A 19,109-nucleotide genomic window follows, 5' to 3' on the forward strand; every position below is an offset into this window, starting at 1 on the left:
CCGGCCATGAGCCAGAACCAGAACTACCTCGCCGTGATCAAGGTCGTCGGCGTCGGCGGTGGCGGCGTCAACGCCGTCAACCGCATGATCGAGCTCGGACTCCGCGGAGTCGAGTTCATCGCCGTCAACACCGACGCCCAGGCGCTGCTGATGAGCGACGCCGACGTCAAGCTCGACGTGGGCCGTGAGCTCACTCGCGGCCTCGGCGCCGGAGCCGATCCCGAGGTGGGCCGTCGGGCCGCCGAGGACCACGCCGAGGAGATCGAGCAGGCGCTCACCGGCGCCGACATGGTCTTCGTCACCGCCGGAGAGGGCGGCGGCACCGGCACGGGCGGTGCACCCGTCGTCGCGCGGATCGCGAAGTCGATCGGCGCGCTGACCATCGGCGTCGTGACCAAGCCGTTCTCGTTCGAGGGCCGTCGCCGCCAGAGCCAGGCCGAGGCCGGCGTCGCGAAGCTGAAGGAGGAGGTCGACACCCTCATCGTGGTGCCGAACGACAGGCTCCTCGAGATCAGCGATCGCGGCATCTCCATGATCGAGGCCTTCGCCACCGCCGACCAGGTGCTGCTCGCCGGTGTGCAGGGCATCACCGACCTCATCACCACCCCGGGTCTGATCAACCTCGACTTCGCCGATGTGAAGTCGGTCATGCAGGGAGCCGGTTCCGCGCTCATGGGCATCGGCTCGGCGCGCGGCGCCGACCGTGCCATCAAGGCGGCCGAGCTCGCCGTCGAGTCCCCGCTGCTGGAGGCTTCGATCGAGGGCGCCCACGGTGTGCTGCTGTCGATCCAGGGTGGCTCGAACCTCGGCATCTTCGAGATCCACGATGCAGCCGACCTCGTCAAGGAGGCCGCGCACCCGGAGGCCAACATCATCTTCGGAACGGTCATCGACGACAGTCTCGGCGACGAGGTGCGCGTCACGGTGATCGCCGCCGGCTTCGACGGCGGCGAGCCCGCTGCGCGGCTGGAGCCGATGGTCGTGGAGCGTCCGGCGGCCAACCCGCTGCCTGAGGTGCGCCTGGACGAGAAGGCCGCCGAGGAGCGCCCCGAGCCGGCCAGGCCGGCTGCGACGCCCGCGCCGGTCGCATCCAGCATCGAGCCGGCGTTCTCTGACGACGACATCGACATCCCCGAGTTCCTGAAGTGACGCTCAGCGCGCGGCTGTCGGCGATAGACGAGCGCATCGCCGACGCCGCGCGCCGGGCAGGCCGGGATCCGGGTGAGATCACCCGGATCGTGGTGACGAAGTTCCACCCCGCCTCCCTGGTGCGCGAGCTGCACGAGCTCGGTGTGACCGACGTCGGCGAGAACCGCCAGCAGGAGATGACGGCCAAGCGTGCCGCTCTCGACGGGCTCGGCGTACGCTGGCACTTCATCGGCCAGGCGCAGACGAACAAGGCCGCAGCGATCCGTCGGGACGCGGACGTCGTCCACTCCGTCGATCGCGTGAAGCTCGCGGACGCGCTGCATCGGGCCGATGTCGACGGAGACCCACTGGATGTGCTCGTGCAGGTCAACCTGACCGAGGACACCGGCCGAGGCGGCAGTGCGCTCGGTGACGCCGAGGCGCTGACCGAGCACGTCCTCTCCCTCCCGTCGCTCCGGCTCCGAGGCGTCATGGCGGTCGCCCCGCTCGACGAGGAGCCGTCTCGCGCCTTCGCACGGCTGCGCGACGTCGCCGATCGCGTGCGTGCCCTCGCCCCCGCGGCCACCTGGATCTCAGCCGGGATGACCGGAGATTTCGAGGCGGCGATCGACGCGGGCGCGACACACCTGCGGATCGGTTCCGCAATCACAGGACCGCGCCCCGACCGGGGTTAGCCTTTCAACCAGACCAGCCCGAACGTTCGAACCGGAGGACACGATGGGTAACCCGCTGAAGAAGACCATGGTGTATCTCGGCCTCGCCGACGAGGAAGAGGTCTATGAGGAGGAGGCCGCGCCGACGCCGGCCCGAGCCACGCGTGAGAAGCACGAGGTGATCGAACGCGACGAGACCGCACCGGCCCCCGTCACGCCGCTGCGTCGTCCGACGGCGGTTCGTCAGCCCGCGGCGGGCTCGGTCAACGAGATCCTCACCGTGCACCCCAAGCAGTACCGCGACGCGCAGATCATCGCCGAGAACTTCCGCGAGGGCGTGCCGGTGATCATCAACCTGTCGCAGATGAGCGACGCCGACGCGCGCCGTCTCATCGATTTCGCCAGCGGGCTCTCGCTCGGTCTGTACGGCCGCATCGAGCGCGTCACGAGCAAGGTCTTCCTGCTCTCGCCGGAGAACATCGCAGTATCCGGCCAGGGCGGCCTCGCGCAGGCGGATTCCGCCTCGTTCGACTCCTGATCCGTGGGAGCGATACTCAGCATCATCGGCGGCATCGCCGAGCTCGTGCTGACTCTGTACGTGCTCGTGCTGATCGCGCGGCTCGTGCTCGAGTACATCCCGCTGTTCAACCGGTCGTGGCGTCCGAAGGGGGCCGGGCTGGTCGCGGCGGAGCTCGTGTACACCGTGACCGACCCGCCGATCCGCTTCTTCCGCAGGCTCGTGCCGCCGCTGCGCCTCGGGACGATCGCGCTGGATTTCGGGTTCATGCTGACCATGCTCAGCGTGTTCATCCTGATGGCGGTCGTCCGGGCGCTGACCTGAGCGACTGAGCGCGCGAGCGTCGCGCCGCTCAGACTGGGGGACTATGCTTGGCTCCCAGACGCGCGCCCCGGGTACGCGTCGAATGAACCACACCGCCGGCTCTCAGCGACTGGCAACCGAACTCATCGAAAGAGGAGCCACCCATGGCACTTACCCCGGATGACGTCGTCCACAAGGAGTTCCAGCACGTCCGATTCAAGGACGGCTTCGACCCCGAAGAGGTCGACGACTACCTCGACGAGATCGTCGTTGAATGGCGCAAGACCATCGAGGAGAACAACGAGCTGAAGGCCAAGCTCGCGGCGTACGAGTCCGGCGAGAACGCCCCGGCTCCCGCCGCAGCGCCGACGCCCGCTCCCGCTCAGGCCGCCGAGGGATCGCCCGTCGGCACCTCCGCCGGCATCATCGAGCTCGCCCAGCGTCTGCACGACGAGCACGTCGCCGAGGGTGAGGCCAAGCGCAAGCAGCTCATCGAGGAAGCCGAGACCGAGGTCGCACGCATCCGCACCGAGGCCGAGGCGAAGCAGCGCGAGGAAGCAGCGCGACTCGAGCGCGAGCGCAACATGCTCGAGGGTCGCATCACCGAGCTGCGCGAGTTCGAGCGCGACTACCGCGGCAAGCTCCGCGCGATGATCGAGGGGCAGCTGCGCGACCTCGACCAGAAGTCCTCGACGGACTCGACGCCCGTCTCCGCCATCGGCCTGTAGGTCACCTTTGGCAGGACGTCGTCCCCTTCGTCGGTCGGCGGCCGGCATGATCGTCGCGTCTCTCGCGGCCGTCGTGCTGGTCGCCGATCAGTCTGTGAAGCACCTCACCATCGAGAACCTGCCGAAGCATGAGGCTGTGCCCGTGCTCGGTGAGTTCCTGCAGCTCTACTACATCCGCAACTCCGGCGCCGCGTTCTCGATCGGCGCGGAGGTCACCTGGATCTTCACGATCGCCATGGCCGTCGTGGCCGGGATCATCGTCTGGAAGGCGTTCCAGGTCCACTCCCGCCTCTGGGCGGTGGTGCTCGGGTGCCTGCTCGGCGGTGTGCTGGGCAATCTCACGGATCGGCTGCTGCGCGAACCCGGATTCGCCGTGGGCCACGTCGTCGACATGATCTCGATGCCGTGGATGCTGCCCGCGATCTTCAATGTCGCCGACATCTTCATCGTCTCGGGGATGATCTCGGTCGCCCTGCTCGTCGTCTTCGGGCTGCGTCTCGACGGTACGCGCGAGCGCGATCATGCGCAGAGTGCGGATGACGCGACGCAGAACGGCCACGAGGGCGCCGCCGCGTCAGCGGAGATCTGACCGTGCAGTCCCGCAGTCTTCCCGTCCCCGACGGGCTCGACGGTCAGCGCGTCGACGCCGCCCTCGCCAAGATGCTCGGTTTCTCGCGCACCTTCGCGGCCGAGGTCGCGGAAGCGGGCGGTGTCACCCTCGACGGCGTCTCGCTCGGAAAGTCGGATCGACTGCGTGCGGGCGGCTGGCTCGATGTGAGCTGGTCGCCGAAGGAGGAGCCGAGGATCGAGCCCATCGCGGTGCCCGAGCTCGGGATCGTCCACGACGATGACGACATCGTCGTGGTCGACAAGCCGACCGGCGTCGCCGCTCATCCCTCGATCGGGTGGGAGGGGCCGACCGTGGTCGGTGCTCTCGCCGCGGCGGGATTCCGCGTCGCGACCAGCGGAGCGCCCGAACGTCAGGGGGTCGTGCACCGCCTCGACGTGGGCACGAGCGGTCTTATGGTCGTGGCGAAGACCGAGAGCGCGTACACCGTTCTCAAGCGCGCGTTCAAGGACCGCACGGTCGAGAAGATCTACCACGCTGTGGTGCAGGGGCATCCGGATCCGCTCGCGGGCACGATCGATGCGCCGATCGGCCGCCACCCCAACCACAGCTGGAAGTTCGCCGTCGTGCCGGACGGCAAGCCGTCGGTCACCCACTACGAGACGCTCGAGGCGTTCCCCGGCGCCTCCCTGCTCGAGATCCATCTCGAGACGGGCCGCACGCATCAGATCCGCGTGCACATGGCCGCGCACCGGCATCCCTGCGTCGGCGATCCGCTCTACGGCTCCGACCCGACCCTGTCGGCCAGACTCGGTCTCACCAGGCAGTGGCTGCACGCGCATCAGCTCGCCTTCACGCATCCGACGACCGGTCAGTGGGTGCGGTTCGACTCGCCTTATCCCGCGGACTTCCGTCACGCGCTCGACGTGCTGGATCCGGGTCGCGACGCGGACTGACGCGACTCGACCTCAGGCTCTGACGCGACCGCCGCGGAAGGTCGCCGGGTCGTCCTCCGCCATCGCCAGAGCGATGCTGCGCACATGCGCATGGTCGACGTCACCCATCGCCGCCAGGTCGTAGAAGCCCACCTCGGTCAGCTCCCCGTCGGCTGGGTAGGGGTCGCCCGAGACCCAGGTGCAGCGGAAGACCAGATCGAGGTAGTCGACCTGGTCTCCGTTGGCGTAGGTCACCCGCGGCATCTGCTGCACCAGCGCGAGACGGTCCACCGAGACGACGACGCCGGCCTCTTCGAGGCACTCGCGCGCGGCGGCGTCGGCCGGTTCCTCCCCGGGTTCGACGATGCCCGAGATCGCCTGCCAGGCACCGTTGTCGGCGCGCTTGCCCAGCAGCACCTTCTCGTCGCGGAAGACGATCGCGGTGGCGCCGACCAGGGGCAGTGGTGCGGTGCCGATGTGCTTCCGCAGCGCGAGGACGAATTCAGGAGTGGCCATGCCGTTCAGCGTATCGAGGGCGCGTCGACGCGGGCGTCGGAGGGGCCTCGTAGACTCGATGCATGGCCTCCGATTCCTTCGTGCACCTGCATGTCCACAGCGAGTACTCCATGCTGGACGGTGCGGCGAAGATCAACTCGATGACGCAGGCCGCGGCCGACTACGGGATGCCGGCGATCGCCGTCACCGACCACGGGAACACGTTCGCGGCGTTCGAGTTCTACAACGCCGCGAACGCCGCGGGCATCAAGCCGATCATCGGACTCGAGGCCTACGTCACCCCGGGAACGCACCGCAGCGACAAGTCGCGCGTGGCGTGGGGAACGGCCGATCAGAAGAGCGACGACGTCTCCGGATCGGGTGCGTACACGCACACCACGCTGTGGAGCGAGACCACCGCCGGGATGCACAACCTGTTCCGACTGAGCTCGCTCTCGAGCATCGAGGGCTACTACTTCAAGCCCCGCATGGACCGCGAGCTGCTGCAGACCTACGGCAAGGGCCTGATCGCGACCACGGGATGCCCGTCGGGCGAGATCCAGACCCGCCTGCGACTCGGGCAGTACGACGCGGCGCGGGCTGCGGCCGCCGAGTTCCAGGACATCTTCGGCAAGGAGAACTACTTCGCCGAGATCATGGATCACGGCCTCTCCATCGAACGACGGGTGATCAGCGACCTGCTGCGGCTGTCGAAAGACCTGGACATCCCTCTCGTCGCGACGAACGACTCCCACTACACGCACCAGCACGAGGCGGATGCGCACGAGGCGCTGCTCTGCGTGCAGTCCGGCTCGACGATGGACGATCCGAACCGATTCAAGTTCGACGGCGACGGCTACTACATCAAGACGGCGCAGGAGATGCGCCAGATGTTCCGCGACCACCCCGAGGCATGCGACAACACGCTGCTGATCGCTGAGCGCTGCCAGGTCGAGTTCGACACCAAGGCCAACTACATGCCCCGCTTCCCGGTGCCGGACGGCGAGACGGAGGACAGCTGGCTGGTGAAGGAGGTCGAGAAGGGCCTGCACTACCGGTACCCGAACGGCATCCCCGACAGGGTGCGCAAGCAGGCCGAGTACGAGACGGGGATCATCCTGCAGATGGGGTTCCCCGGGTACTTCCTCGTCGTCGCCGACTTCATCAACTGGGCCAAGGACCACGGCATCCGGGTCGGTCCCGGCCGTGGCTCCGGTGCCGGGTCGATGGTCGCGTACGCGATGAAGATCACCGACCTCGACCCGCTCGAGCACGGCCTCATCTTCGAGCGCTTCCTCAACCCCGACCGCGTCTCGATGCCCGACTTCGACGTCGACTTCGACGACCGGCGCCGCGGTGAGGTGATCGAGTACGTGACGCAGAAGTACGGCTCCGAGCGCGTCGCCCAGATCGTCACCTACGGCACGATCAAGTCCAAGCAGGCGCTGAAGGACGCCGGGCGCGTGCTCGGCTACCCGTTCAGCATGGGAGACCGGCTAACCAAGGCGATGCCGCCCGCGGTGATGGGCAAGGACATGCCGCTCAGCGGCATGTACGACAGCGCGCACCCGCGCTACAAGGAGGCGAGCGAGTTCCGCGCGCTGATCGACACCGACACCGACGCCAAGCGGGTCTTCGATCGCGCGCTCGGACTCGAGGGGCTGAAGAGGCAATGGGGCGTGCACGCGGCCGGCGTGATCATGTCATCGCACCCGCTGATCGACATCATCCCGATCATGAAGCGCGAGCAGGACGGTCAGATCGTCACCCAGTTCGACTACCCGTCGTGCGAGTCGCTCGGTCTGATCAAGATGGACTTCCTGGGGCTGCGCAACCTCACGATCATCTCGGACGCGCTCGACAACATCCGCATGAACAGGGGAGAGGAGCTCGATCTCGAGCACCTCGGTCTCGAGGACCGCGCCGTCTACGACCTGCTGGCCCGCGGCGACACGCTGGGCGTGTTCCAGCTCGACAGCCCGCCGCTGCGTTCGCTGATGCGGCTGATGAAGCCCGACAACTTCGCCGACATCTCGGCGCTCATCGCGCTGTACCGACCGGGACCGATGGGCGCCAACTCGCACACGAACTACGCGCTGCGCAAGAACGGTCTGCAGGAGATCACGCCCATCCACCCCGAGCTGGAAGAGCCGCTGGCCGACATCCTGCAGGAGTCCTACGGTCTGATCATCTATCAGGAGCAGGTCATGGCCATCGCGCAGAAGGTCGCCGGGTTCAGCCTCGGCCAGGCCGACATCCTGCGTCGCGCGATGGGCAAGAAGAAGAAGTCCGAACTCGACAAGCAGTACGAGGGCTTCTCCGGCGGCATGAAGGAGCGCGGCTTCGGCGAAGGAGCCGTCAAGGCGCTGTGGGACATCCTGCTGCCGTTCTCCGACTACGCCTTCAACAAAGCGCACTCCGCCGCGTACGGACTCGTGTCGTACTGGACCGCGTACCTCAAGGCGCACTACCCGGCCGAGTACATGGCGGCTCTGCTGACCAGCGTTGGCGACTCGAAGGACAAGATGGCGCTCTACCTGAACGAGTGCCGCCGCATGGGCATCCGGGTGCTGCCGCCGGACGTGTCGGAGTCGATCAACTTCTTCGCGGCCGTCGGCGAGGACATCCGCTTCGGTCTCGGCGCGGTGCGCAACGTCGGCAGCAACGTCGTCGACGGGATCGTCGCGTCCCGCAAGGACGGGCCGTTCACCTCGTTCCACGACTTCCTGGGCAAGGTGCCGCTGCATGTCTCGAACAAGCGCACCGTCGAGTCGCTGATCAAGGCGGGCGCGTTCGACTCGATGGGCGACACCCGCCGCGCGCTGATGGAGATCCACGAAGACGCCGTCGAGGCCGCCGTCGACCGCAAGCGGAACGAGGCGCAGGGCGCGATCGGCTTCGACTTCGACAGCCTCTACGACGAGATGGAGGAGGCGGCGCCCGCGAAGGTGCCCGATCGTCCCGAGTGGACGAAGAAGGACAAGCTGGCCTTCGAGCGCGAGATGCTCGGACTGTACGTCTCCGATCACCCGCTGGCGGGGCTCGAGGTCCCGCTCGCCAAGCACGCCTCGATCTCGATCCACGGACTGCTCACCTCGGAGGACCTGCAGGACGGCGACCAGGTCACCGTGGCCGGGCTCGTGACCAGCGTGCAGCATCGTGTGGCCAAGGCCAGCGGCAATCCGTACGGCATGATCACCGTCGAGGACTTCAACGGCGAGGTGACGATCATGTTCATGGGCAAGACGTACACCGAGTTCCAGCACACCCTGCAGCAGGATGCCATCCTCGCCGTGCGAGGCCGCGTCTCCCGCCGTGACGACGGGCTCAATCTGCATGCGCAGTCGGCCTTCGCGCCGGACGTCGGCTCGTTCGACGCCGCCGGCCCCCTCTCGCTGCTGGTCGCCGAGCAGCGGGCGACGGAACGGGTCATGACGGACCTGGCCGACGTGCTGCGCCGCCATGCCGGTGATACCGAGGTGCTGCTGCGCGTGCACCGCGGCAGCGCCGCGAAGGTGTTCGAGGTGCCGATGCCTGTCAAGGTGTCCGCCGACCTGTTCGGCGACCTCAAATCGCTGCTGGGCCCCGCCTGTCTGGGCTGAGCGCACGGCCTCGACGCGACGCATCGAACTCCCGGGTGCGGTGAGTAGGATCGTGACTCGCGTGGCCACCCACCACGAACGAAAGGACCCTCGATGAGCTTCGACAGTCCCGGCAGCGCCCCCGGCGACGCCTCGGCAGACGAGCCTCGCCTGCGCGCCGACGCGCGCACCGGGGCCGACATCGACCCGGACGGCATCGACCGGGATGATGACGGAGTCCTCTACGAGGACCAGGTCCAGCCGGAGTACGGCATCCTCGGCTTCACGCTGCGCGAGATCATCATCATCGGGGCCTGGCTGATCGGCTTCGTGGCCTCGTTCTTCCCGATCGGTCCGATCGGCGACACCGTGTGGACATCGGGCATCCACTGGATCCTGATGATGGGAGTGCCGACGGTGGCCGTCTTCCTCGTCGTGCTGCGCCGATTCTCACCGGACGGGATCCGCCGGGTGGGGTCTCTGGGCATCGACCAGTTCGCGTCCGTCGCGGCTGCTGTCGCCGCCGTCTCGTGGGCCCAGGTGCTCTGGCAGCAGGTCGCCGCCACCATCGAGACCGGCGTGCTGCTCATCGGCTGGGTCGCCGTGGTGGGTCAGCTGGCCACGCTCGTGCTGGTGGCCGCGACGGTGTTCGCCCCCCTGCTGCCTCGGCTGCGAGAGGACTTCCACGGCCGTCTGGAGACGCTCGCGCACCGGAACGCGAACCCCGTCCGACCCGTCATCGCGCGTCCGCGCGCGGAGCGCGAAGCCGTTCCGTCACCGCTGCCCCCGGCCGGCGCCGTCCGACCGGACGATGCTGACGGCCCCGCAGCGGCGCCGCCCGCAGCCGCCGAGCCGAGGGTGGAGACCGCACTGACGATGGTCATCCCGCGCGCGGCGTCGGATCCGGATGCCCTGGATCGGGCATCCGCATCCGATCACCTCTCCGCTCCGGATGCCGGGGACGCGGACTCCACGCTGACCGCGGCCGCGGCGATCGCGCAGTCTGCCCAGCCGGTGCCTGTCGAGCCGGCGCCGGTCCAGCCGGCGGCCGTCGAGCCCGCGTTTGTCGAGCCGGCGCCCGACGAGCCGGCGTCTGTCGAGCCGGAAGCGACCTCGACGTCCGAGCCGGCGGCACCCGCGCCGCAGCCCGTTGTGTCCGACCACCGAGACGACGACACCGAGGTGCTGTACAACACCGCCGCTGTCGAAGCGCTGCAGAGCATCTTCGCCGACGACACTCCCGACTCGAATCGGACGGTCGAGCACAACACCGCGCCAGACGGCGTGGCCGGCCCGTCCGCGTCGGCGGTCGACGATGCGGACGAGCAGCCGCTGCGGCGCACGCGCGGCGAGCAGTCCGCCGAGCCCGACCACCTCGGTCAGCCCGAGCCGTTCTGGATCCTGGCGCCCACCGAGCGCGACGTGCTCGACGAGCGAGGCCATCCGCTGTTCCGGATCGGGCCGACGGCGTGGGCGCTCGCGATCGAGGATCGGGGCGGGGCGTTCGTCGTGCGACATGAGGACGGCCGCATCGGCTACCTCCACGACATCTTCGACATCTCGAAAGGCTGAGCGCGTGCGCACGATCGATCTCCGAGGGCAGTCCCTCTCACCCTCCGACATGCTCGCGGCCGTGCCGCGTGCCACCCAGGCCCGCGCCGAGGCGCTCGAGGCCGCTGCCGCGATCGTCGAGGCCGTGCGCACCGCGGGTGAGGCCGCCCTGCGTGAGCAGGCCGAGCGCTTCGACGGGGTGAGCGGTCACGCCATCCGCGTCCCCGCCGAGCACGTCGCCGAAGCCGCGGCCTCGGTGGATCCGGCGGTGCGCTCCGCCCTCGAAGCCGCCATCGACCGCGTCCGCCGTGGCTCGGCGGCGCAGGTCCCCGCCTCGCAGACCACCGACATCGGGCCGGGCGCGAGGATCACCCAGCGGTGGCAGCCCGTCACCCGCGCGGGGGTGTACATCCCCGGTGGCAAGGCGCCGCTGGCATCCAGCGTCGTGATGAACGTCGTGCCCGCACAGGTCGCGGGCGTCACCTCGATCGCCCTCGCCTCCCCGCCGCAGGCCGCGCACGGCGGACGGGTGCACCCCACGATCCTCGCGGCGGCATCCCTCCTCGGCATCGACGAGATCTACGCGATCGGCGGTGCCGGCGCGATCGGCGCGCTCGCTCACGGCGTCGCCGACCTGGGACTCGACCCGGTCGATGTCGTGTCCGGGCCAGGCAACAACTACGTCGCCTCGGCGAAGCGGGTCGTCGCCGGCGTCGTCGGAACCGACTCCGAGGCCGGCGCGACCGAGATCCTCGTGGTCGCCGATGCGTCGGCGGATGCCGCCCTCATCGCGGCTGACCTGATCAGCCAGGCCGAGCACGACGAGCAGGCGTCAGCGGTGCTGGTGACGGATTCGGTCGAGCTCGCCGAGCAGGTCGCCTCAGCCGTCGCCGACCTCGCCGCGACCACCGCGCATGCCGCGCGCGTCGCCGAGGCCCTCGCCGGGCCGCAGTCGGCCATCGTGCTCGTCGACGATCGGGCGATGGCGGAGGCGTTCAGCAATGCGTACGCGCCGGAGCACCTCGAGCTGCACCTCGCAGACGCGTCCGCCGCGGCCGAGCGCTTCACGAGCGCCGGCGCCGTGTTCGTCGGCGACCAGACGCCGGTGAGTCTCGGCGATTACATGGCCGGCAGCAATCACGTGCTGCCCACCGGGGGACAGGCCCGGTACGCGGCCGGACTCGGCGCGTACACGTTCCTGCGACCGCAGCAGGTCATCGAGTACGACCACGCCGCCCTCGCCGAGGTGCGGGCCGGGGTCGTCGCCCTCGCGAACGCGGAGATCCTGCCCGCACACGGCGACGCCGTCGAGGCGCGCTTCGCCGACACCTCCCGGTGAGCCGAGAGCGAGCGAGTAGGCTGACCGATCATGCACTGCCCCTTCTGCCGGCATCCGGACTCCCGCGTCATCGACTCCCGCACCAGTGACGACGGCCTGTCGATCCGACGCCGACGACAGTGCCCGGAGTGCGGCGGACGATTCTCGACGACCGAGACGGCGAGTCTCATGGTGATCAAGCGCTCGGGCGTCGTGGAGGCGTTCAGCCGGGACAAGGTGATCTCCGGGGTGCGCAAGGCGTGCCAGGGTCGGCCCGTCACCGAGGCGAACCTCGCGCTCCTCGCCCAGAAGGTCGAGGAGGCCGTGCGGCAGACGGGTGTCTCGCAGCTCGACACCAACGAGATCGGACTCGCGATCCTGGGCCCCCTGCGTGAGCTCGACGAGGTCGCGTATCTGCGCTTCGCCAGCGTGTATCAGGCCTTCGACTCGCTCGACGACTTCGAACGCGCCATCCGCGACCTGCGCGCCGACCACGATGCGTCGGAACCGGATTCCCACGACCGGTAGCCTTGGGCAGTGATGTACTCACTGCTCTTCCGCCACGTCCTCGCGCGCTTCGACCCCGAATTCGCGCACCACGCCGCGATGGCGGTCATCCGCGCGCTCGGCGTGCCGCCGTTTTCGTGGGCGGCGCGCGCGCTGACCGCCCCGCGACCGCAGCAGCAGGTGCGCGCGCTCGGTCTGGTCTTCCCGTCGCCCTTCGGCGTCGCCGCGGGGTTCGACAAGAACGCCGTCGGCGTGCGCGGTCTGGATGCCCTGGGCTTCGGGCACATCGAGATCGGCACCATCACCGCCATCCCGCAGGAGGGCAACCCGAAGCCGCGCCTGTTCCGCCTGATCCCCGACCGGGCCGTCATCAACCGGATGGGCTTCAACAACGAGGGGGCGGATGCCGCGGCACGCCGACTCGCCGCGCTGCGGCGGCGTGCTCCTCGCGCGGTCATCGGGGTGAACATCGGCAAGAGCCGGGTGGTCGCGGTCGAGGATGCGGTCGGGGACTACGTCACGTCCGCCACGCGGCTCGCGCCGCTCGCCGACTACCTCGCCGTGAACGTGTCGTCACCGAACACTCCAGGTCTGCGCGGCCTGCAGGCCGTGGAGACTCTCGCTCCGCTGCTGCGCGCGGTGAAGCAGGCGGCGGGCGAGACGCCGCTGCTCGTGAAGATCGCCCCCGACCTGCCCGACGACGAGATCGAGGCCATCGCCCGCATGGCGGTGGCGGAGGGGCTCGCCGGGATCATCGCCCACAACACGACCATCTCCCGCGACGGCCTGATCACCGACCCGGCGGTCGTCGAGGCGGCCGGGGCGGGCGGACTCTCCGGCGCGCCGCTGAAGCAGCGCTCGCTGGAGGTGCTGGCCGTGGTCCGCAGCGCCGTGCCGGCCGACTTCTGCGTGATCGCCGTCGGGGGAGTGGAGACCGCAGACGACGTGCAGCGACGACTGGACGCCGGTGCGACGCTCGTGCAGGGCTACACAGCATTCCTGTATCGCGGACCGCTGTGGGCCAGGCAGATCAACAGAGGCCTGCGTCGCTGAGCGACACAGGCCTCCGCACGACCGAGCAGCGGGTCAGTCCGGGTACTGACCGCGCTTGACCTGGGGCTTCGGAAGACGCATGAAGCGCATCTGCAGCGCCCGCATCGCCGCGTACCAGCCGAGTCCGCGTTCGCGACGCTCGAGACCGAACTTCGCGGCGGTCTTCTTCTTCACCCGCATGCTCAGCAGCACCATGTCGCCGACCGCGAGCAGCATGTAGCCCCACAGACCGACCATCGCCCACAGCTGCACCGCGGGGATCTCGACGAGGCTGAGCACGATGACCAGCAGCATCGCGGCCATCAGCCACTCGGAGATGTGCCAGCCGGCGTCCACGTAGTCACGCACCCACCGGCGCTGAGGACCGCGGTCACGTGCGGGAAGGTACTTGTCCTCGCCGTTCTCCATCCCGATGCGGGCCCGCTGGCGACGCGCCTGCAGGTCGGCCTTCGCCGCGGCACGGGCCTCCTTCGTGTTCGCGACGAGGGGACGGCGATTGGCCGCCTCGCGTTCGGCGCGGGTGGGGGTGGCGCGGCCCTTGCCCACGGCGGGCGTCTCGCGGGCGTCGTCGGCGGCAGGGGTGGGGTTGGACACGTTCGACCTCAGTTCGGAATCGGGTTCGCCTTAAGATTACTCGCATGACATCCCCTGCACCGTCCGCCTCATCCGCCGCGGAGACCGCGCTCCTTGAGGCGGTGGCCCTCGGCATCCCGTCCGCCCTGGCCGACCTGGGCGCGCTGGTGCGCATCCCCGGCATCGCGTGGCCCGCGTTCGACCAGACGCAGCTGGAGCGCTCGGCGGACGCGGTCGCCGAGCTGGCGCGCGGCACCGGCGTCTTCGACGACGTGCGCGTGCTGCGTGCGCACGTCGACGACACCGACGAGCTCGGCCAGCCCGCCGTGCTCGCCACTCGCGCCGCGCGCAACGGACGCCCGAGCATCCTGCTCTACGCCCACCACGACGTGCAGCCTCCGGGGGCAGACGAGCTGTGGGAGACGCCGCCGTTCGAGCCGACCGTGCGCGACGGGCGCCTGTACGGCCGGGGCGCAGCGGATGACAAGGCGGGCATCATGGCGCACATCGCGGCGCTGCGCGCGGTCGCGGAGGTGCTCGGCGACGACTTCGATCTCGGCGTCTCGCTGTTCATCGAGGGCGAGGAGGAATACGGGTCGCGCTCCTTCGCGCGGTTCCTGCGCGACAACGCCGACGCGCTCCGCGCCGATGCGATCGTCGTGGCGGACTCGGGCAACCTCGACTCCCGCACCCCGGGACTGACGGTGTCGCTGCGCGGCAACGCCCGCTTCACCCTCACCGTGCGCACCCTCGAGCACGCCTCCCACTCCGGCATGTTCGGGGGAGCGGTTCCGGATGCCATGATGGCCGCCGTCACCCTCCTCGCCACACTGTGGGATTCCGACGGCGCGGTCGCGGTCGACGGGATGACCAGCAGAGACGCGCAGACGCCCGAGTACTCCGAGGAGACTCTGCGAGACGAGGCGGGCCTGCTCGACGGTGTCAGCCCGATCGGTCGCGACGACATCTACGGGCGGATCTGGAACAGGCCCTCCATCACGATCACCGGGATGGACGTGACGAGCGTGGCCGAGGCGTCCAACACCCTGCTGCCCGAGGTGAGCCTCGTCATCAGCGCCCGGGTCGCCCCCGGTCAGAGTGCCGCCGACGCGTACGCGGCGCTGGAACGACACCTGCGCCGGCACGCGCCGTTCGGCGCGGAGCTCACGTTCTCCGACATCGACCTCGGCGACGGCTTCCTCGTCGACACCTCGGGGTGGGCTGTCGAGCTCACCCGCGCCGCGCTGGGAGACGGCTACGGCGTCGCGGCCGTCGACCTCGGCGTGGGCGGATCCATTCCCTTCGTCGCCGACCTGGTCCGCGAGTTCCCCGGCGCGCAGATCCTCGTCACGGGCGTCGAGGACCCGCACTCCCGGGCCCACAGCCCGAACGAGTCGCTGCACCTCGACACGTTCCGCAACGCCGTGCGCACCGAGGCACTGCTGCTGGCCAGGATGAACGAGCGCGCCGGGGAGTCCTGAGCAGTGGGATCGATGCCCGCACGCGATCGGCCCGGCGTGCGGCGACGGCGGTAGAATCGTGCACGAGCAGCGAGACCGCGCTGCCCGTTGCAAGGAGTTGAGATGAGCGACACCACCCTGACCTCAGAGCCCACCGCCGCCCCCGCCCACGGCGTCTCGCTGACCGACGCTGCGGCGCTGAAGGTCAAGAGCCTGCTCGAGCAGGAGGGCCGTGACGACCTGCGTCTTCGCGTGGCCGTGCAGCCCGGCGGATGCTCGGGCCTGATCTACCAGCTGTACTTCGACGAGCGCTACCTCGAAGGCGACGAGACCGTCGACTTCGACGGCGTCGAGGTCATCATCGACAACATGAGCGTCCCCTACCTGGACGGCGCGTCGATCGACTTCAAGGACACCATCTCGGAGCAGGGCTTCACGATCGACAACCCCAACGCCGCAGGCAGCTGCGCGTGCGGTGACAGCTTCCACTGAGGCGCGCCTACCTGCGTGGTTGGCATGAATCGCGTGTGAGGTTGCCCTAGACTTGAGTCTGCTCCTGTCCGAGATCTGAAAGGTGCATCGTGCCCTCGAAACGCCGCCTTCGTTGGGCCGCGCTCCCGCTGGGAGCAGCGGCAGCTGTGGCCCTGGCGGGATGTACTCCCACCGAACTCAATGGATTCCTTCCGGGCTTCGTCGAAGACGGCACCCCCGCGACCAACCAGACCGAGACGGTCTCCGGTCTCTGGGTCACCTCGTGGGTCGTTCTGCTGACCGTCGGCGTCATCACCTGGGCCCTGATGGGATGGGCGCTCGTGATGTACCGTCGGCGCACCGGTCAGACCGGACTCCCGGTCCAGCTGCGCTATAACATGCCGATCGAGATCCTGTACACGGTGATCCCGCTGATCCTCGTGCTGGGCATGTTCTTCTTCACCGCGCGCGACCAGGCCGACATCGAGACGCAGTGGGATGAGCCCGACGTCGAGGTCACGGCGATCGCCAAGCAGTGGGCCTGGGACTTCCAGTACGGCGGCGAAGACGATGCCGTGTGGACCATGGGCGTGCAGGCCGACCCCGACGAGAACGGCGACATCGAGCGCGAGAAGCTTCCGACGCTCGTGCTGCCCGTCGACAAGAAGGTCACGATCGACCTGCAGTCGCGCGACGTGATCCACTCCTTCTGGATCATCGACTTCCTGTACAAGAAGGACATGTACATCGGCAAGGACAACTCCTGGTCCTTCATCCCCACGCGCGTCGGCGAGTACGACGGCAAGTGCGCCGAGCTCTGCGGTGAGTACCACTCGATGATGCTCTTCAACGTGAAGGTCGTCGAGCAGGACGAGTACGACGCATACCTCGAGACCCTGCGCGAGCAGGGCAACACGGGCGACATCACCGACGCCTACGACCGACTCAGCAATCTCCCCGGCAGCGGCGCGAGCACGCAGTCCGAGGAAGAGGAGTAAGCCATGACCACCACAGCTGAACCCACGACAGCGCCGGGCGCCCGCCCGACCACGCTGCCGCCGCGTCAGGCAGCCCTGCTCACCTCCTCCCGCGTGGAGCAGAAGGGCAACATCATCGTCAAGTGGATGACGTCCACCGACCACAAGACGATCGGGTACATGTACCTGATCGCCTCGGTGCTCTTCTTCCTCCTCGGCGGTGTGATGGCGCTGATCATCCGCGCCGAGCTCTTCGCTCCCGGCATGCAGATCGTGCCCACCAAGGAGCAGTACAACCAGCTGTTCACGATGCACGGCACGATCATGCTGCTGATGTTCGCGACGCCGCTGTTCGCCGGCTTCGCCAACGCGATCCTGCCGCTGCAGATCGGCGCGCCCGACGTGGCGTTCCCGCGTCTGAACGCGTTCGCCTTCTGGCTGTTCACCTTCGGCTCGATCATCGCCATCGCCGGCTTCCTCACCCCGCAGGGCGCGGCCTCGTTCGGATGGTTCGCGTACCAGCCGCTCGCCAACTCGTCGTTCTCGCCGGGCGTGGGCGGCAACCTCTGGATGCTCGGCCTCGGCATGTCCGGTTTCGGCACCATCCTCGGCGCGGTGAACTTCATCACCACGGTCATCACCATGCGCGCACCCGGCATGACCATGTGGCGCATGCCGATCTTCTCGTGGAACACGCTGATCACCAGCCTCCTGATCCTGATGGCGTTCCCGGTGCTCGCCGCGGCGATCCTCGCCGCAGCGGCCGACCGCGTGCTCGGTTCGCACATCTACGACGTCGCGAACGGTGGCGTGCTGCTGTGGCAGCACCTGTTCTGGTTCTTCGGTCACCCCGAGGTGTACATCATCGCGCTGCCGTTCTTCGGCATCGTGTCCGAGATCTTCCCCGTGTTCAGCCGCAAGCCGATCTTCGGCTACAAGACGCTGGTGTACGCGACCATCGCGATCGCGGCCCTCTCGGTGGCCGTGTGGGCTCACCACATGTACGTGACCGGCGGCGTGCTGCTTCCGTTCTTCTCGCTGATGACCATGCTCATCGCGGTGCCGACGGGTGTGAAGATCTTCAACTGGATCGGCACGATGTGGCGAGGCTCGATCACCTTCGAGACGCCGATGGTGTTCGCCCTCGGCTTCCTCGTGTCCTTCGTCTTCGGTGGACTCACCGGCGTGATCCTCGCGGCTCCGCCGCTGGACTTCGCCCTGAGCGACTCGTACTTCGTCGTCGCCCACTTCCACTACGTGGTGTTCGGCACCGTCGTGTTCGCGATGTTCGCCGGCTTCTACTTCTGGTGGCCGAAGTGGACCGGCCGCATGCTCAACGAGCGCCTGGGCTACATCCACTTCTGGATGCTGTTCATCGGCTTCCACATGACCTTCCTCGTGCAGCACTGGCTGGGCGTGGACGGCATGCCCCGTCGTTACGCGGACTACTCCACCTATGACAACTGGGAGTGGGGCAACCAGGTCTCCACGATCGGTGCGATCATTCTCGGCGCCTCGATGCTGCCCTTCTTCCTCAACGTGTGGATCACCGCCCGCAAGGCGCCGAAGGTCACCGTCGACGACCCGTGGGGCTACGGTGCATCGCTGGAGTGGGCCACCTCGTGCCCGCCGCCGCGTCACAACTTCACGTCGATCCCGCGCATCCGCAGTGAGCGTCCGGCGTTCGATCTGAACCACCCCGAGGCCGCAGAGCACCCGGTGGGCGTCGCAGCGGGAGAGGTCAAGTAAGTCATGCGCAGCAATGTCATCCTCTGGTGGATCATCGCGGTCTTCTTCACGATCGCGTCCATCGTCTACACGATCTGGAACCTGGTCGACCCCTTCCACGGCTACGTGGAATGGGTGGGCACGGTGGCGCTCCTGTTCGTCGCCTTCATGGGTGCCATGATCGCCGTCTACCTGCAGCGCACGTACAAGGCGCAGGGTGGAGAGCTCCCCGAAGACGTCCTGACGGCGGACATCGACGACGGTGACCCCGAGCTCGGCGAGTTCTCGCCGTGGTCGTGGTGGCCGCTGGTCCTCGCCGCCTCCGCAGGTGTCTTCTTGCTCGGCCTCGCGGTCGGTCAGTTCCTGCTGCCGATCGGTGTGGCGATCTTCCTCGTCGCGATCGTCGGCTGGGTGTACGAGTACTACCGCGGGCACTTCGCGCGCTGACACTCTCGTCAAGGCCCCCTGGATCCGTCCAGGGGGCCTTCGTCGTCGGCGGGGAGGGGCTTCAGCGGTCAGCGGGAGGCGTCGTCAGGGGAGGC

19 protein-coding genes are annotated in these 19,109 nt (G+C 68.5%); 17 read left to right on the forward strand and 2 right to left on the reverse strand.

The window, feature by feature from the left end; translation table 11 throughout:
* Positions 1–6: 6 nt before the first annotated feature.
* From ftsZ to AB0O65_RS05555, 7 genes are all read left to right on the forward strand, one after another.
* Positions 7–1,149 (forward strand): cell division protein FtsZ, encoded by a 1,143-nt coding sequence (ftsZ, locus tag AB0O65_RS05525; RefSeq protein ID WP_071642543.1) that lies wholly within the window; start codon positions 7–9, stop codon positions 1,147–1,149.
* The gene (locus AB0O65_RS05530) at positions 1,146–1,823 is read left to right on the forward strand and encodes a YggS family pyridoxal phosphate-dependent enzyme (RefSeq protein WP_071642545.1); all 678 of its coding nucleotides are present in this window, start codon (positions 1,146–1,148) and stop codon (positions 1,821–1,823) included. The genes ftsZ and AB0O65_RS05530 overlap by 4 nt, the downstream gene beginning before the upstream one ends.
* Before the next feature lie 43 nt (positions 1,824–1,866).
* Positions 1,867–2,340 (forward strand): cell division protein SepF, encoded by a 474-nt coding sequence (sepF, locus tag AB0O65_RS05535; protein WP_071642547.1) that lies wholly within the window; start codon positions 1,867–1,869, stop codon positions 2,338–2,340.
* A gap of 3 nt (positions 2,341–2,343) precedes the next feature.
* The gene (locus AB0O65_RS05540) at positions 2,344–2,643 is read left to right on the forward strand and encodes a YggT family protein (RefSeq protein ID WP_071642549.1); all 300 of its coding nucleotides are present in this window, start codon (positions 2,344–2,346) and stop codon (positions 2,641–2,643) included.
* Positions 2,644–2,786: 143 nt separating this feature from the next.
* Positions 2,787–3,350: a DivIVA domain-containing protein gene (locus AB0O65_RS05545; RefSeq protein WP_071642551.1), complete on the forward strand. Its 564-nt coding sequence runs from the start codon at positions 2,787–2,789 to the stop codon at positions 3,348–3,350.
* 46 nt (positions 3,351–3,396) lie between these two features.
* Positions 3,397–3,939 carry a signal peptidase II gene (gene lspA / locus AB0O65_RS05550; protein WP_071642553.1) on the forward strand — a complete coding sequence of 181 codons (543 nt, stop codon included), beginning with the start codon at positions 3,397–3,399 and terminating at the stop codon, positions 3,937–3,939.
* A 2-nt stretch (positions 3,940–3,941) separates the two neighbouring features.
* Positions 3,942–4,874, forward strand: a complete 933-nt coding sequence (locus AB0O65_RS05555; RefSeq protein ID WP_071642555.1) for an RluA family pseudouridine synthase — start codon at positions 3,942–3,944, stop codon at positions 4,872–4,874.
* A 12-nt stretch (positions 4,875–4,886) separates the two neighbouring features.
* Here AB0O65_RS05555 and AB0O65_RS05560 read toward each other — a convergent pair whose 3' ends face one another.
* Complete coding sequence (locus AB0O65_RS05560) at positions 4,887–5,369, reverse strand: NUDIX domain-containing protein (RefSeq protein ID WP_071642558.1); 483 nt, start codon at positions 5,367–5,369, stop codon at positions 4,887–4,889.
* Positions 5,370–5,431: 62 nt separating this feature from the next.
* On the opposite strand from AB0O65_RS05560, the gene dnaE reads away from it, so the two are divergent.
* From dnaE to AB0O65_RS05585, 5 genes are all read left to right on the forward strand, one after another.
* Entirely contained in the window at positions 5,432–8,950 is a 3,519-nt protein-coding gene (gene dnaE, locus AB0O65_RS05565; protein ID WP_363383581.1) for a DNA polymerase III subunit alpha, read from the forward strand.
* Between the two features lie 93 nt (positions 8,951–9,043).
* Positions 9,044–10,501 (forward strand): hypothetical protein, encoded by a 1,458-nt coding sequence (locus AB0O65_RS05570; protein WP_363383583.1) that lies wholly within the window; start codon positions 9,044–9,046, stop codon positions 10,499–10,501.
* A 4-nt stretch (positions 10,502–10,505) separates the two neighbouring features.
* Positions 10,506–11,819: a histidinol dehydrogenase gene (gene hisD, locus AB0O65_RS05575; protein WP_313478234.1), complete on the forward strand. Its 1,314-nt coding sequence runs from the start codon at positions 10,506–10,508 to the stop codon at positions 11,817–11,819.
* A gap of 30 nt (positions 11,820–11,849) precedes the next feature.
* Entirely contained in the window at positions 11,850–12,326 is a 477-nt protein-coding gene (gene nrdR / locus AB0O65_RS05580) for a transcriptional regulator NrdR (protein ID WP_363383585.1), read from the forward strand.
* A gap of 12 nt (positions 12,327–12,338) precedes the next feature.
* Complete coding sequence (locus tag AB0O65_RS05585) at positions 12,339–13,358, forward strand: quinone-dependent dihydroorotate dehydrogenase (protein WP_313478817.1); 1,020 nt, start codon at positions 12,339–12,341, stop codon at positions 13,356–13,358.
* Between the two features lie 33 nt (positions 13,359–13,391).
* Here the strand turns inward: AB0O65_RS05585 and AB0O65_RS05590 are convergent, their stop codons facing one another.
* Positions 13,392–13,952, reverse strand: coding sequence for a DUF3043 domain-containing protein (locus tag AB0O65_RS05590; protein ID WP_313478237.1), 561 nt, complete (start codon positions 13,950–13,952; stop codon positions 13,392–13,394).
* 44 nt (positions 13,953–13,996) lie between these two features.
* Here AB0O65_RS05590 and AB0O65_RS05595 point away from each other — a divergent pair, with 44 nt between their 5' ends.
* From AB0O65_RS05595 to AB0O65_RS05615, 5 genes are all read left to right on the forward strand, one after another.
* Entirely contained in the window at positions 13,997–15,412 is a 1,416-nt protein-coding gene (locus tag AB0O65_RS05595) for a dipeptidase (protein WP_363383587.1), read from the forward strand.
* A 102-nt stretch (positions 15,413–15,514) separates the two neighbouring features.
* Entirely contained in the window at positions 15,515–15,883 is a 369-nt protein-coding gene (gene erpA, locus AB0O65_RS05600) for an iron-sulfur cluster insertion protein ErpA (protein ID WP_071643050.1), read from the forward strand.
* An 89-nt stretch (positions 15,884–15,972) separates the two neighbouring features.
* On the forward strand, positions 15,973–16,860 hold the full coding sequence (gene coxB / locus AB0O65_RS05605; protein ID WP_313478243.1) for a cytochrome c oxidase subunit II: 888 nt from the start codon (positions 15,973–15,975) through the stop codon (positions 16,858–16,860).
* Positions 16,861–16,863: 3 nt separating this feature from the next.
* Positions 16,864–18,588 carry a cytochrome c oxidase subunit I gene (gene ctaD / locus AB0O65_RS05610; RefSeq protein WP_271637355.1) on the forward strand — a complete coding sequence of 575 codons (1,725 nt, stop codon included), beginning with the start codon at positions 16,864–16,866 and terminating at the stop codon, positions 18,586–18,588.
* Between the two features lie 3 nt (positions 18,589–18,591).
* Positions 18,592–19,014, forward strand: a complete 423-nt coding sequence (locus AB0O65_RS05615; RefSeq protein WP_071643056.1) for a cytochrome c oxidase subunit 4 — start codon at positions 18,592–18,594, stop codon at positions 19,012–19,014.
* The last annotated feature ends 95 nt before the right edge of the window (positions 19,015–19,109 follow it).

The organism is Microbacterium sp. NPDC077391, from assembly GCF_040686955.1.
Lineage (GTDB): Bacteria > Actinomycetota > Actinomycetes > Actinomycetales > Microbacteriaceae > Microbacterium > Microbacterium commune.

Coding starts and splice junctions, on each gene's coding strand:
- ftsZ (WP_071642543.1), top strand. CDS start 7: ATGAGCCAGAACCAGAACTACCTCGCCGTGATCAAGGTCGTCGGCGTC.
- sepF (WP_071642547.1), top strand. CDS start 1,867: ATGGGTAACCCGCTGAAGAAGACCATGGTGTATCTCGGCCTCGCCGAC.
- AB0O65_RS05545 (WP_071642551.1), top strand. CDS start 2,787: ATGGCACTTACCCCGGATGACGTCGTCCACAAGGAGTTCCAGCACGTC.
- lspA (WP_071642553.1), top strand. CDS start 3,397: ATGATCGTCGCGTCTCTCGCGGCCGTCGTGCTGGTCGCCGATCAGTCT.
- AB0O65_RS05560 (WP_071642558.1), bottom strand. CDS start 5,369: ATGGCCACTCCTGAATTCGTCCTCGCGCTGCGGAAGCACATCGGCACC.
- dnaE (WP_363383581.1), top strand. CDS start 5,432: ATGGCCTCCGATTCCTTCGTGCACCTGCATGTCCACAGCGAGTACTCC.
- AB0O65_RS05570 (WP_363383583.1), top strand. CDS start 9,044: ATGAGCTTCGACAGTCCCGGCAGCGCCCCCGGCGACGCCTCGGCAGAC.
- nrdR (WP_363383585.1), top strand. CDS start 11,850: ATGCACTGCCCCTTCTGCCGGCATCCGGACTCCCGCGTCATCGACTCC.
- AB0O65_RS05585 (WP_313478817.1), top strand. CDS start 12,339: ATGTACTCACTGCTCTTCCGCCACGTCCTCGCGCGCTTCGACCCCGAA.
- AB0O65_RS05595 (WP_363383587.1), top strand. CDS start 13,997: ATGACATCCCCTGCACCGTCCGCCTCATCCGCCGCGGAGACCGCGCTC.
- erpA (WP_071643050.1), top strand. CDS start 15,515: ATGAGCGACACCACCCTGACCTCAGAGCCCACCGCCGCCCCCGCCCAC.
- ctaD (WP_271637355.1), top strand. CDS start 16,864: ATGACCACCACAGCTGAACCCACGACAGCGCCGGGCGCCCGCCCGACC.
- AB0O65_RS05615 (WP_071643056.1), top strand. CDS start 18,592: ATGCGCAGCAATGTCATCCTCTGGTGGATCATCGCGGTCTTCTTCACG.